The sequence below is a fragment of the Paenibacillus terrae HPL-003 genome (assembly GCF_000235585.1).
Lineage (GTDB): Bacteria > Bacillota > Bacilli > Paenibacillales > Paenibacillaceae > Paenibacillus > Paenibacillus terrae_B.
On the sequence record NC_016641.1, the window covers coordinates 2,841,003 to 2,855,967 of the forward strand.

The 14,965-nt window shown below is 49.0% G+C and carries 9 protein-coding genes; 5 read left to right on the top strand and 4 right to left on the bottom strand.

What is annotated here, in order from left to right; translation table 11 throughout:
- Positions 1 to 68 precede the first annotated feature (68 nt).
- Entirely contained in the window at positions 69 to 980 is a 912-nt protein-coding gene (locus tag HPL003_RS12940) for an AraC family transcriptional regulator (protein WP_014280111.1), read from the top strand.
- 111 nt (positions 981 to 1,091) lie between these two features.
- Here HPL003_RS12940 and HPL003_RS12945 read toward each other — a convergent pair whose 3' ends face one another.
- The 4 genes from HPL003_RS12945 to HPL003_RS12960 all read right to left on the bottom strand — a co-directional run bounded on the left by HPL003_RS12945 (position 1,092) and on the right by HPL003_RS12960 (position 6,472).
- Positions 1,092 to 2,492 carry a sugar porter family MFS transporter gene (locus HPL003_RS12945; RefSeq protein WP_014280112.1) on the bottom strand — a complete coding sequence of 467 codons (1,401 nt, stop codon included), beginning with the start codon at positions 2,490 to 2,492 and terminating at the stop codon, positions 1,092 to 1,094.
- A 227-nt stretch (positions 2,493 to 2,719) separates the two neighbouring features.
- Positions 2,720 to 4,057: an AraC family transcriptional regulator gene (locus HPL003_RS12950; protein WP_014280113.1), complete on the bottom strand. Its 1,338-nt coding sequence runs from the start codon at positions 4,055 to 4,057 to the stop codon at positions 2,720 to 2,722.
- On the bottom strand, positions 4,032 to 5,477 hold the full coding sequence (locus tag HPL003_RS12955) for a sensor histidine kinase (protein WP_014280114.1): 1,446 nt from the start codon (positions 5,475 to 5,477) through the stop codon (positions 4,032 to 4,034). Before HPL003_RS12955 ends, HPL003_RS12950 begins: the two co-directional genes overlap by 26 nt.
- A complete protein-coding gene (locus HPL003_RS12960; RefSeq protein WP_014280115.1) occupies positions 5,474 to 6,472 on the bottom strand; it encodes a substrate-binding domain-containing protein in 999 nt (332 codons plus the stop codon). Before HPL003_RS12960 ends, HPL003_RS12955 begins: the two co-directional genes overlap by 4 nt.
- A gap of 194 nt (positions 6,473 to 6,666) precedes the next feature.
- Between HPL003_RS12960 and melA the strand changes: the two genes are divergently transcribed.
- The 4 genes from melA (at position 6,667) to HPL003_RS12980 (ending at position 14,793) form a co-directional block, all read left to right on the top strand.
- On the top strand, positions 6,667 to 8,181 hold the full coding sequence (gene melA / locus HPL003_RS12965) for an alpha-glucosidase/alpha-galactosidase (RefSeq protein WP_014280116.1): 1,515 nt from the start codon (positions 6,667 to 6,669) through the stop codon (positions 8,179 to 8,181).
- Positions 8,182 to 8,767: 586 nt separating this feature from the next.
- Entirely contained in the window at positions 8,768 to 10,912 is a 2,145-nt protein-coding gene (locus HPL003_RS12970) for a glycoside hydrolase family 6 protein (RefSeq protein WP_014280117.1), read from the top strand.
- 173 nt (positions 10,913 to 11,085) lie between these two features.
- Positions 11,086 to 12,021 carry a nucleoside hydrolase gene (locus HPL003_RS12975; RefSeq protein ID WP_043922385.1) on the top strand — a complete coding sequence of 312 codons (936 nt, stop codon included), beginning with the start codon at positions 11,086 to 11,088 and terminating at the stop codon, positions 12,019 to 12,021.
- Positions 12,022 to 12,117: 96 nt separating this feature from the next.
- A complete protein-coding gene (locus tag HPL003_RS12980; protein WP_014280119.1) occupies positions 12,118 to 14,793 on the top strand; it encodes a PAS domain S-box protein in 2,676 nt (891 codons plus the stop codon).
- Positions 14,794 to 14,965: the final 172 nt, after the last annotated feature.

Genomic DNA, 14,965 nt, shown 5'->3' on the forward strand with positions numbered 1-14,965 from the left:
ACTGTGAAAATAGAGCTGTTGCAGATACGTCAACGTGTTAAATTTATCTATTTTGTGGAGGTATGGGGATGAACGGAAGTCTGTTTGAGCTACGGCTACGTGACGGGGATTATAGTCCCCGTTTTTTTGCTTACTATTACAAGCTGTGGCACGATTACACCATGCCGTATCACGATCATCATTCTACCGAAATTATGTACATGATCTCTGGCCTATGTCGGGTGGATGTGCAGACAGGAGAGAAGGCGGGAGAAAGCATCACGCTGCGTAAAGGGGAGTTTATTATGCTCGACGCGGGCGTGTCGCACCGACTGGTCGTGGAAGGAGAGCAACCGTGCCGGATGCTGAATGTGGAGTTCGGTTTTACGGAAGGGGTGCGAGTAGGTCCGTCTATCCGACAAATGGCAGGGGAAGAGCAGAAGGTTGCAGCCTTCATGTCGCGTCCGTTCCCGTATCTGGTACTGTCTGACCCGGAAGAGGTATATTTTACACTGAAAAGTCTCGTGCTTGAGCTGGATCAACGAAAAAAACATCCGGGTGCAATGGCAGAACTGCTTTTTATGCAACTGCTGGTGCGAATTGCGCGTCTGCGGGAAGAGGCAGAGCACAGCAACACGCAGCAAACGGATATGTACGTCAAACGCTGCCTTGAATTTCTCCATCTGAACTATGACCAGGATATTGTGGTCAAGGATATGGCAGCCGCCGTGAATCTTCACCCAGGGTATTTGCACCGTATTTTCAAGAAACATACGGGACAAACACTCACCGCTTATTTGACCATGCTGCGAATGGACAAGGCCCGAATGCTGCTTCAGCAAACGGACATTCCCATTCAGGAAATTGCCGATTACGTAGGTGTGGGCAGCAGGCAGTATTTTCATATGCTGTTCAAAAAGCACACGGGCAAGACACCAGTCGAATACCGCTCTGCTGTGGAACGCCATGTATGGAACTATGCGGAGGAGGAAGGGGACTGAATATATAGAAGCCTCTGAAGCATTGCCGATTTTAAGTCGGTATGACTTCAGAGGTCATGTAGTTGCAAGCATTATAACACGTGTCCGGGCTTCTTGAGAGCTAAAGTCGGGTCATTTTCCGAGCCACATATTTTCCATCTGTTCAAGTGATCTCCCCTTGGTTTCGGGAACCTTGCGCCATATAAAGAATACGACGAACAACGAGATGACTCCGAATATCCAGAAGGTATTGGACGGACCGGCTGAACTCAGCAGAGGAGGGAATGCCTGGGATACCAGATAATCGCCGGCCCATAATGCCATCGAAGCGATGGCGACTGCTTTGCCGCGAATGCGGTTCGGAAAGATCTCCGAGATCATAACCCATACGATCGGCCCAAGCGATATAGCATAGGCGGCCACGTAGATCAATATCATGATGAGCACGAGCGGTCCGGTGGTCAAACCCATTTTGAAGGCGGCTCCGATAATGACCAAACAGAGGGTCATCAACGTGGTGCCGATCATCAGCAGGACTTTTCGTCCCGCTTTGTCGATCAGCCATACGGATACGATGGTGAACAACACATTGATCAACCCGATCCAGATGGTCTGGGTCAAAGAGGCGTCCGTACCAAGTCCCATTCCTTTAAAGATAACCGGCGCGTAATACAAAATGGCATTGATGCCGGTAATATGCTGCATAATGGCGAGCATGACACCGATAAAGAGAGCGACCCGAATACCGGGAGCGAACACTTGTTTAAGTGAGTCGCTCTCATCTTTGAACGATTCCTTGATATCAAGCACTTCCTGTTTAGCGGCTTCTTCCCCGTGAATTTTCAGCAGAATCGGCAGCGCTTCATAAGGCCGATTCTGTTTAATTAGCCATCTCGGGCTTTCGGGTATGAAGAGCATCAAGAGCATAAAGATCAGTCCTGGAACGGCTCCCACTCCGAACATCCAGCGCCAGGCCGTCGAGACACCCCAGGCTTCATCCCCCAAACTGACAATCCACGAATTCTGAAAATAAACCAGGAAAATGCCCGTTACGATCGCCAGCTGATTTAAAGCAACCAAACGGCCTCGGTATTTGGCGGGAGCGATCTCCGCGTTGTATACCGGACAAATGGTGGAAGTGATTCCTATGCCAACGCCGCCGATCATGCGAAAGATTACATACCCGGTGAACGTATCTTGAACCGCAGAGCAGATCGAGCCGACGACGAATAAAAATCCGGCGGCCAGCAATACCTTTTTTCTTCCGATCCTTTCACTCATGTAGCCGGAGAGAGCCGCTCCTGTGACACTCCCGACAATCAGGCTCGACACCGCCCAACCAACCTGAAATTCGTTCAGCGAAAAACGCTGCTGTAGGAATTCGACTGCTCCCGAAACAACCGCGATATCAAAACCGAACAGGATGCCTCCGAGCGCTGCTACGATAGATACCAGCGTAACAAAAAGCATATTGGGTTTTTCTGATTGAAGCGCTTTCTGTTGAGCGCTTTCATTTTTGATGATTACTGTCATATTATCATCTCCCCTCCAGATTCCTGGAAACTCATTCCGTTCTTCGAGGAGAAGTATAACATGCGCTTATAAAAGAAAGGCCGGTTATCGTCTTCAATAAACAGACCACTTCATGCACAATTTTGGCTTCGATTCCCAAATTGGAGACGGAGGGGCTGAACCTAGCATTACCTTGTCATTCGAGCTTAAAAAAATCCATGCCGATGGTCGGTATAGATGAATCTCTACTATTTTTGGCCTTTGAACTCAGTGGGAGGAACGCCCGTTATCTTCTTAAAGACGCGGCTAAAATAGTTCGGGTCCTTATAACCCACTTCAAAGCTGATTTCCTTAAGAGTGAGGTTGCTGGCCTTAATCAGAGAAATGGCTTTATCAATCCGCAGCCGGGTTACGAAGTCGATGAACGTTTCTTCGTATTCCTGTTTGAAAATTTTGCTGAAGTAGTGGGGATTCAAATGGACGAAATCAGCCACTTCTTCCAGCGAAAGATCATCGTTGAATCGTTCCTCGATATACATTTTCGCCCTGCCCAGCATAGTCAGTGTCTGAACCTCCCGCTGCTCGCGTATCCGTTGCAGTGCTGACATGACGTACGTCTGCTGAAGCATTCCTTTCTCCTCTTTGACAGCAAGCAAAGAAGCGTTTCCGGCTTCTGACGACTTCAGTTCGTCAAAGTGGCAGTAACCCCCATCCCGCTTGCGTAGGGTGGAGGCAAAAACGGCTTCGAAATAGGACTTGCGCAGTCCTTCCTCGCCGCTATGCAGCGATCCGATTCCAATGGCCGTCTTTATGCCAAGTTGCTGCCGGGCAAGCTCGGAGAGCTGCTGGACAAGGTGTTTAACCAACTGCCGCCAGTCGTTTTCGTCGGTGGCAGGCGGCTTTCGTAAAAAAGTGGCTACATGATGGTCGATCAAGGAGCTTACAATAGAATTCGGGCCATGCGTTTTTACATAGCTTCGGAAATGATCGTAAATTTTCTTTTTATCCTGCTCGTCCGTATATCCGTCAAAGGCGGCAATGATGGCGCTTCCCTGATCAAGAGGAAAGTCCAGCCATTCCGACAGCTGGGAAGCGCTCGAATCCACCGTCTGGTCGACCATCAGCATTAAAGCCAGCTCATTTTCTGCGAGCGGCATCAGCTGCGAGATTTTATGCTTAAGTTCCAATTCTTCCATACGTGCCCGCTTCTCGCGCTCAATTTCTTCAATCAGTTGTTTCAGTGTACCGATGACTAACTCTCGCTTCGCCGGCTTCAGAATATATTCTTTTACGCCCAAAGAGAGCGCCTCCCGAGCATAGGCAAAATAATCATAGGCGGTGACGAGCACGAATCGGGTATCGGGAAGCCGCTCCTTTAATTCACGGAGCGCTTCAAGCCCGTCGATTCCTGGCATATTGATATCCAGAATGGCAATATGGGGACGGTGCTCTTCCGCGCATTCGATCGCCATGCGGCCGTTGCCGGCATGAATAAACCGGAATACCCCCGGCATCGCCCGTTCCACTGTCAATTCCAATCCTTCCCTCTCCAAAGCCTCGTCATCCGCGATCAACAACCGATACATCAGTCCGCTCACTCTCCTTCTTGACTGGAATTCGTATTGTTATGGCAGTACCTTGTTCAGTGTTGCTGCTGATTTCAACCATTCCTTCCTTTCCGTAAAACAACTGTAGCCGTTTAAACACGTTTTGCATTCCAAGTCCCGTTGAGCTGTCACTTTCGGCTTGGCCTTCAAGACGGAGCACGGACAGTCGGGTTTCCTCCGCCATGCCCTTTCCGTTGTCCGAAATTTCAATTTGCACATCCTCGCCCGCTCTCGACAACGTCAACGCGATAATGGCTCCGTTTTCCATATCCGCCACACCATGAAGAAAAGCGTTTTCAATAAACGGCTGGATCGTCAGGGCCGGAATTTGCTGTTGAAGTACGGAAGTGTCAAAGTGAAGATCAAAGCGAATTCTGTCCCGGAAACGCGCCTGCTGGATGGTTATGTATTCGCGGATATGATCCAGTTCCTCCTGGAGAGTTACAGGTTTGTCCAGCTTCTGCAGGCTGTACCGTAGCAGATTGGACAGCGAAACGATCAGGTCGCTGGTCTTCTCCGCCCCTTCCAGGATCGCCAGTTTGGAGAGCACATTTAAGGTATTGAACAAAAAGTGCGGGTTCATTTGATTTTGCAGGGCCAGAAGCTCCAATTCCTTCACAAGCCGCCGCATTTCCAGACTCTGTTTATCCTTCTCGATGAGGATGCTCAAGTCGGCGGACATTTGCGAAATGGCGTCTGACAGTACGCCTAGTTCGTCATCCCGTCGCGGTTGGGACTCGATATTCAGATCGCCTGTGGCGATTCGCTTCGCCAGTCCGACAAGTCTGCCGACAGGGTTAGTAATGCTGCGCGAAACCCAGATTGCAAGCAAAACCCCCATCAGCGCGTTCATGCCGAACAACGCCACTCCCAATCCGTTCATTTGCTCATTCTTGTTCCGGATGTTCTCGATGATCGGCCGGTAATAAGCCAGTTCCGTATCAATCAGTCGCTGTCCCTCCTCGTGGATATAGCTGACGGTCTTCTCCGCTTCCATATAATGTTCAAAAGCCGATTGAGGATCTTGTGCATTTGCGTCCAGAACTGCGGCTTGTTTCTGTTCAAGAAATGTGGCCAACAGATTCACGTAGTCCTCCTCTGCGAAAGAAGGGGCGGCCGAGTCGGAGACTTCCTGAATTCTGCCTTTCAACTGCATCAATTGGCGTTCTGTCGGGCCCTGTACAGCCTTATCGTCTCTCGGATTAAGCAGATAGGCGTATAGGAGCTTTAAGTTGCTCTCCGCCGATTCGGAGGTTTGCTCGATGAGCAGAATTCGGCCAAGCATTTCATCGTAGCTCTGTTGTACGACCTTGCCGCTTTGGAATACAAAATAAGCGATGATATTGGCGAACACAACTAGGAGGGGGATGAACAGAAGCAGCTTCGTTCTGATCGTCATCGTCCGTCATCTCCGGCCATGTTGTCGGGAATGCCCGCATGCACTTCATATACCCTGGTGTATGTTAATTCCTGGGGATCATTCCCCTTTAAATAATCATTCAGCAGCTTTATGGCCTTAGCCCCCATTTCCACGGGCTGCTGAACAAGGGTCAGTTCGATTTTGCAATCCCTGACGGCTTCCAACGTCTCGGCCATATCGTCAAAAGCGAAAATCTGCAAACTCCGCGAGCCGCTCCGCTCCGAGGCTTCCAGAATGCCAGGGCCGTCCAGCGCACTGAATCCGACCATGTAGCGGATCTGCGGATACCGGATGAGCATGTTCTGAGCTTGCTGGGCTGCCTGAAGCCGCGAAATATCCGAGGAGCGAATCTCCACAATGCGGAGCTCGGGATAGCGGCTGATCACGGAACGAAAGCCGGCAAGCCTGAGCCGCTGGTTCTCGACGCGCTCGTTGCTGATCATAACTCCAATGTCGCCACGCTCTCCAGAGGTTTTCGCTAACAGCACGCCCATCTGCTTTCCTGCTCCTTCGTTATCCGTTCCGACGTAAGCCAGTCTTCGGGAGTCCGGCTCATCCGTATCGATCGTGATGACGGGTATGCCAAGTCCGGTCGCTTTGTCGATTAATCGGCGATACTCCGGATCATTTATCCCTTGAACCAGAATTGCATCCGCCTTGGCGGCGATCGCTTTATCCAGCAGTTTGATCTGCTCGGACGGATTAATGCGGTCCGGCCCGATATAATCGAGCCGCATACCGTACTGTTCCGCTTCGTTTCGGGCTCCTTGTTCGATTGACCGCCAATAATAATTGTCCAACTCCTGCGATATCAATACCACCTTTGTATCGGAAGCCCCATCTTTTAATGAAACCGTCTTCAATTGCTCTGAAAATTGGTGAATTTGCAGAGAAGACAGAGTGAACTGAAACAGCAGCCAGGCAAATGGCAGGAAGACGGGGATAAGGATAAATGTCCATTTACGGTTTGACATGTCTTGCTCCTTTGGAAATATTTACAGACTGAACTCATTATACAGCAACAAAACAACCGCACGCAGCTATCGATGTGAAAGTTAGGATTTTTGACACTTAAACACGAATCTGGTCATGATTTTGATAACGCTTCCCACAGGCATATTGCTACAATGACGGTATATTACAATTCTCATACCGGAGGTTGATTGCCGTGTCATTTAAAGTAGCTTTTATTGGAGCGGGAAGTATTGGTTTTACCCGTGGAATTTTGCGAGACCTGTTGGCGGTGCCGGAATTTAACGAGATTGAAGTGGCTTTTACAGACATTAGTCAGCACAATCTGGATATGGTCACTGAGCTGTGCCAGCGGGATATTCGGGAGAACGGTTTGTCTATTCAAATACAGTCCTCCACGGATCGAAAGGTAGCTTTAAAGGATGCCAAATATGTGATTTGTACGATCCGGGTTGGCGGGCTGGAAGGCTTTGCGACCGATGTAGACATTCCGCTGAAATATGGCGTGGATCAATGTGTGGGCGATACGCTGTGTGCAGGAGGTATTATGTACGGGCAGCGTGGTATTGCGGAAATGCTGGAGATCTGCAAGGATATCCGCGAGCTAAGCGCTCCGGATGTGCTGCTGCTGAACTACTCGAACCCGATGGCGATGATTACCTGGGCCTGCAACAAGTACAGTGGTGTACGTACGATCGGGTTGTGTCACGGTGTACAGCACGGACATCACCAAATTGCTGAAGTATATGGCTTGGAGAAGCAGGATGTGGACATTGTGTGCGCCGGAATCAATCACCAGACGTGGTACATTCAGGCGTCACATGAAGGCAAGGATCTGACAGTCGGACTGCTGGAGGCTTTTGAACAGCATCCCGAATATAGCCGCACCGAAAAGGTACGCATCGACATGCTTCGCCGTTTTGGCTATTACAGCACCGAATCGAACGGCCATCTAAGCGAGTATGTTCCCTGGTACCGGAAGCGTCCGGATGAAATTCTCGACTGGATTGATCTGGGAAGCTGGATCAACGGAGAAACGGGAGGCTATCTGCGTGTATGTACAGAAGGACGCAACTGGTTTGAAACAGATTTTCCAAACTGGATGAAGGAAGACCCATTGGTATACAAGGCTGAGAATCGTGGTGAGGAGCATGGCTCCTACATTATCGAAGGACTGGAAACAGGACGTGTATACCGGGGGCATTTTAATGTCGTCAACAACGGAGTGATTTCCAATCTGCCGGATGATGCGATTATTGAGGCGCCCGGATATGTGGATCGTAACGGCATTTCCATGCCTCATGTGGGTGAACTGCCGCTCGGTCCTGCGGCTGTCTGCAATGTTAGCATTTCCGTGCAGCGTTTGGCAGTTGAAGCTGCCGTGCATGGGGACGACAAGCTGTTGCGGCAGGCGTTCATGATGGACCCACTGGTGGGTGCGGTATGTAATCCGAAGGAAATCTGGCAAATGGTCGATGAAATGCTGGTAGCGCAGGAAGCGTGGCTTCCACAATACGGAGCGGCAATTGCCGAGGCGCGCCAACGTTTAGCTGAGGGCGATCTGATCCCAACTCGTGCTTATGAGGGAGCGGCAAGGCTTAAGGTCAAGACGATTGAGGAAATGCAGTTGGATCGGGAGGCGGCCAATAAAAATGCGGGCGAATCCGACAAAGGCAAGGAACGTGAAAAGGTGGAGCCCAGCAAGGTCTAGCAGCTTGGTACAATTGCATGAGCGCTCACTGCATGTACATGCATGATGAATGACTGTGAGGCTGCACTACGATTAATAGGGGATTTTCATGGCGATAAGAGCCTTGAAATCCCCTTTTGGTGTCGATAGATTTAGCGATTTGGCATAGATCGGAGTTTGGAGTTTATCATTGTCGATTTGCGCTGACGGAAATTAAAGAAAATATCCTTATTTTTTCTAAACCCGCTTTTTTGGTGTCGATCCCGAAGGTCGAGAGAGCTTGTCACAGCAGGCATAGTTCACCATATGAAGGACTCGGCCCTTGGAAATGGGGAGACAGCAAAAACGGGCACTGTGGCAATTCATGTGCCTAATTAATAATCTAATCCTTAATTTATTCAATTTACAGCAGTTTTCCAGCTTACTATAATCTAACATAGGAGGTGACAAAAAGGGGAGGATGTAAGCGCATGGAAAAATAGAAAGCGCTTAACTTACGCAGCTATGAACGCCGCTTTTTTTGGAGAAAGATGGCGTAACTCACACATAATTATGTAACAGTCAGGTGCCGACATAGGAAGATTCAACAAAATCTACGGAAAGATAGGTGAAGCAATTGAAAACAAAGCAAGTGCTTCGTAAAGGCATGAAGTATGCTTTTGCGCTATCACTCGTCGCGGGCAGCTTTCTACCAGGTGCAGGATTTACGGATAAAATACATGCAGAATCCCATGTGGACAATCCTTATCAAGGGGCAACCAAATATGTTAGTCCTGATTATGCGGCTAGCGTCGACACATCGATTGCCAAGGTTACGGATTCTACACTGAAAGCGAAAATGCAAACCGTCAAAACGTTCCCGACAGCCGTATGGCTCGATCGGATCGCTGCTATTAACGGCGGTGGAGGCAAGCTTGGTCTGGAAGCGCATTTGGATCAAGTATTGGCACAAAAGAAAGGCAACACACCAATTACGGCAGAGTTTATTGTATATGATCTGCCCGGACGGGATTGTAAAGCCTTGGCTTCCAACGGTGAGCTGCCGCTGACCCAAGCGGGGCTGGAAACGTACAAAAAGGATTATGTCGATAAAATTGCTGCTATTTTTGCCAATCCGAAGTATCAGGATATCCGCATTGTAGCGATTATTGAACCAGATAGCTTACCAAACTTGGTAACCAATTTGGATACTCCTCAGTGTGGGCAAGCCAAATCTACAGGAATTTATGAAGCCGGGATCAAGTATACAATGAATAAGCTGAACGAGATTCCGAATGTGTACAAATACGTGGATATCGGTCACTCTGGATGGTTAGGTTGGGATAACAATCGTTCAGCAACGGTATCCCTGTTTACAACTATCTTCAAAGATACTAGCAAAGGTCTGTCCAGCGTGGACGGCTTTATCTCGAATACAGCCAATACTTCACCGCTGACAGAACCTAACTTGCCTAATCCAGATTTGAATATCGGTGGACAACCGATCAAATCGTCCAAGTTCTACGAATGGAATCCTAATTTTGATGAATTGCATTTCACAGAGTCATTGCATAAAGATTTTGTCAATGCAGGCTGGCCCAGCTCGCTCGGTATGTTAATTGATACGAGCCGTAATGGATGGGGAGGACCTAACCGTCCGACTGCCGCTGTTGGCAGTGATATTAACTCCTATGTAAACTCAGGCCGTGTAGACAAACGCTCGCATCGCGGCAACTGGTGTAATAGCAGCGGAGCAGGTATGGGTACGCCGCCGCAAACAGCTCCAGCTTCCCATGTCGATGCTTATGTATGGGCGAAACCTCCGGGTGATTCCGATGGTTCCAGCTCACTCATTCCGAACGATGAGGGTAAAGGCTTTGACCGATACTGTGATCCTACCTATACCACTAAGGATGGCACATTAACAGATGCTTTACCGAATGCACCTATTTCAGGAGCTTGGTTCCATGATCAGTTTGCGATGCTGGTGCAAAATGCATATCCAGCGATTGTCCCTTCATCTGGTGGTGTGGATCCATCACCTACAGCTCCAGCTGTACCGTCAGGCTTAAAGGCAGTTGCGGGCAATGCTCAGGTAACGCTGACCTGGAATGCGTCCACTGGGGCTGACAGCTACACGGTAAAACGTGCAACCAGTGAAGCAGGTCCTTTTACAGCCGTTGCGCCTCTTGTTACTGAGAAAGAGTACACGGATAAAGGGTTGACCAACGGAACAACCTATTTCTATGTTGTAAGTGCTACGAATGCGAAAGGAACAAGTAAGGATTCCGCTGCGGTAAGCGCTGAACCTAAAGGAACACCGACAGATCCTACAGAACCAGCGGGTGATCTGGTTGTGATGTATCGGGCTGGAGACACTGATCCGGCCAATAATGCAATCAAGCCTTTCTTTAACCTGAAAAATAAAGGTACAACACCCGTGAAGCTGAGTGAGCTGAAAATCCGTTACTATTTCACGAAAGATGGCAGCCAAGAGCTGCAATCTGCAGTAGACTATGCGCAAGTAGGTAATGATAACGTGCTGCGTACCTTTACAGACAACTATATTGAAATTGGTTTCAGTCCTGCTGCCGGTACGCTTGCTGCTGGAGCACAAACAGGTGATATTCAGATCCGCATCAACAATAGCGACTGGTCTAACCTGGACGAATCCAATGACTACTCCTTCGATCCAACCAAAACCTCTTATACGGAATGGAATAAAGCAACGTTGTTCCATAACGATAAGCTGGTGTGGGGAATCGAGCCTTAGGATCAGGGCAGAAGATGTGCGCTTAAGCAATGGAAGAGCCCCGAAGGAAAAGCTACGGCACAACTGCCGTAGCTTTTTTCGATCGTGTTCAGATAAAGAACCTCATGACCAAGAGAATAAGCATTCAGATTGTGTATAATGAAAAAGAATGCTGTTCTACTGTGGAGGTCATCATGAGTAAAAAGTTAATTTTAGATGTAGATACGGGTATCGACGACGCACTTGCCATTGCGTACGCGGTCCATTCGCCCGAATTGGAGCTGCTTGGCATCACAACTACCTTTGGCAACATCTCGGTTGAAGAAGCGACACGCAACTCGCTGATCTTGCTGGAAAAGCTCGGGGCAGACGCTCCGGTCGTATCTGGCGCACAGAAGCCATATGCCCGTGAACTGTTCAAGCCGTATTCCCGGCATATCCACGGCGAGGACGGGATAGGCAACCAGTTGAAGGGTTCGCCTTCCCGACAGGCAGCATCTGGTGATGCGGCCGATTTTATCATCGGACAGGCTCGTCGCTATGAAGGCAAGCTTACCCTTGTAGCGGTGGGACCGCTGACCAACCTTGCGATTGCACTGGATCGTTGCCCCGAACTGCCGCAATTGCTTGATCGTCTGATCATTATGGGCGGTGCAGTCACGGTCAAAGGCAACGTAACCCCAACGGCTGAAGCGAATATATATGCCGATCCTGAAGCCGCAGCCTATGTGTTGGGAGCGGGTTTCCCGCTCACGCTGGTTGGGCTGGATGTGACCATGCAGACGCTGCTTCCTCAGCATGAAGTGGACAAATGGCGTGAGCAAGGGACCGAGCTGGGCACCTTTATGGCAGATATGACGGACTTCTATATGGAAGCCTATCGTAATTTTAGACCCGGCATCGCAGGCTGTGCTTTGCATGATCCGTTGGCCGTAGGGCTGGCGATTGATTCCAGCTTTGTGGAGACGCGACCGATGCACATTGTCGTCGAGGTGGGGGATTCTGCCGAGGTTGGTCGCACCCGTGAAGTACCGGGCAAGGATCAAGCTCATTCACAGACAAGTATTGACGTGGCACTTGAAGTGGATGCAGAGCGGTTTTTGCGTCATTTTCTGAGTCGGGTGGTATAAAAAAATAATTCAAAAGATTGCCGATGGCTCTGCATTGGCAATTTTGTGTATGCATGTAGGCTACGCCCTCATAAACCACAAAGGAGGAGATTTATTGTGTTTTCTGCTGCTCAACGACTGCCTTTGCTGGAACATATGTATAACCATGCCCCGACAGGGATAGCCATTTTTTCGAGAGACGGAAAATGCCTGTACGTCAATCCCGCCCTTTGTCACATGGTCGGATACAAGCAGGAGGAATTGCTGAAAACCCGATATTATCAGTTGTTGTATACAGGAGATAAAGATCGACAAGCGTTGCGGGACGCTTATACGGGCTGGCTGCAAGCTACGGATCAAGTGTACAAGGCAGAGCTTCGTTTAAGACATCAGCGGGGAACATCCGTCTGGTTATCGCTGGAATTAACGATATTTGATGACCCGGCTACGGGGCAAACATTTCTGATTGCCTACGCGATGGACATCACAGAGAAAAAAGACATGCAGCAGGTACTCTCGGACAATGAGGACTTGTACATGCTGATTACAGAAAATACCCCCGATGTGATCTCGTTCAGCACGCCGGACGGCAACCTTCAATATGTTTCTCCTTCGGTAGAAAAGCTCCTTGGCTACACCAGGCAGGAAATGCTCGGCAAAAAACGGCTCGAATTTTATCATGCAGAAGATGCCGATGATATGCGCGTACATGGAATCTTCCAGGAAACAGGTATGATGAAGCGGCGTGTTCGTCACAAGGACGGGCATTATTTGTGGCTGGAAGTGTCATACCGCATCATTCGGGATGAGGAAGGCAAAGTCAAGCGAGTTCTGTCCATCGGCCGCAACATCACGGAGCGCCAGAAGAGCGAGGATAATCTTGCAAAAGCCCAGCAACTGGCGATGTTTGGTTCATGGGACTGGGATTTGGTTAACGACGTTTTGCATTTTTCCAAGGAATTCCGCAGCATTTTCGGCTTTAGTGTAAAGCCGGTCGAGACAAGTATTGATTCTTTCTTAGATGTTATTCATCCAGAGGATAAAGAGCGAATGATCGAGATCATTACGAACGTCATTTTAAAAGGAATTCATAAAGAAACCTTTTACCGGATTGTACTGCCCAATGGTGAGCAAAAAGTGCTGCGTTCGATCTGGGAAGCGGAAATGGACGAGCGCGGAGAACAGCCGATTCAAATTGTCGGTATGATACAGGATGTCACGGAGCACCAAAAAATGGAGCAACGCCTTCGTGAAAGTGAAAACCGTTATAAATCGCTGTTTCAGCATAACCCGCTCGGCATATGCGCCATGAATATGGAAGGTCAAATCCTGAGTGTGAATCCCAGTCTGGAGGAACTTATCGGTTATACAAGGAAGGAACTGCTTGGGGCTGGAGTTCTTGCGATGGCTTCTTCCGAGAAACGGGACAAGATTAGGCATCATATGGAGCTGGCCAAGCAGGGAGCAACGCAAACCTATGAATCAGAGTTCATACATAAGGATGGGGAGCGCCTGTTTATCAAGGTAACCAATATCCCGATTTTTGTGCATGAGCAAATTGTTGGCTGCTACGGCATCTTTGAAAATGTCACTCCGCTCAAAAGCTACATCGCCCAAATCGAAAAGCTCAGCAACGAGCATTCACTTATTCTGAACGCCGTATCCGAAGGGATTGTGGGCTTGAGCACCGAGGGGCATGTCCGTTTTATGAATCCGGCGGCGGCTTCCATGTTTGGAGTAGGAGCGGAAAATTCACTGAACGGGACATGCACGGATATGATCCGTCATGTCGATGAGATAAGCAACCATTACCCGGATGAGCAGCCATCCATTCTTCAGGCGATCCGTAGCGGCGCTTCTTATCAGGCGGAGGAAGCCGTTTTTTGGAAAAAAGACGGGTCCAGCTTCCTCGTCTCTTATCGGATCAGTCCCCTGATGGATAATGGAGAGCGTAAAGGGGCCGTAATGGTTTTTGTAGATATGACGAATGAAAAGGAAATCATCCGAGCCAAGGAATCCGCCGAGCGGGCCGACCGGGCCAAGTCAGAATTTCTTTCTGTGATGAGTCATGAGCTTCGTACACCTATGAACGGAATTATCGGAATGGCCGGGCTGCTCGCGGACACTGAATTGGATGAGGAACAGCGGAGTTATATCGATATTATTACCAATAGCAGTAGTGCTTTAATGCAAATATTGAATGAAATACTGGATTTGAGCAAAATTGAGGCTGGCAAAATGTCGCTGCTGCACGAGCCTTTCAGGTTGGAGGAAGTGATCGGCAGTGTGGCGGATCTATTCCTTAAGCAAGCTATGGAAAAAGGCATCGAGCTGGAGTGGCATCTGGATCAAGAGCTGCCCGGGATGCTTGTCGGTGATCATGTGCGTATCCGACAGGTGCTGGTAAATCTGGTGAGCAATGCGGTCAAATTTACAGAGCGAGGGCGTGTCTATGTTTTTGTCGAGAGGAAGGCTCACAGCCATCGTAAAAAGAAATGCCTGGTCGAATTCAGTGTGAGGGATACCGGGATCGGTATCCCTACAAACCGCCAGCATCTGTTATTCCAGCCTTTTTCCCAGCTCCATCCGGCATTGAATCGAAAATATGGAGGAACAGGCTTGGGGCTGTCCATCTGCAAAAACCTGGTCAGTCTGATGGGCGGCTCCATTGATGTGGATAGTGACGAGGCCAGAGGAGCCACGTTCCGGTTTCAGCTAGATCTTATGCTGCCAAAAGGGGAAGCACTTGCGAATATTAGCTGTGACGAACCTTACGAACCAACGGAATGCTAAAAGAAATAGCCATGGTGCTTAACAATGATTTCAAGACCAGCTTTCTGAGTTGGTCTCTTTTTTCTGTAAGAAATCCCCAAAGGAATGATTGACAAACTGTTCTAACTGTATTATTAATAGTAGTACAGTTAGAACAGTTAAGAGAATGCAGATGAGCCTGATCAAGTCTTGA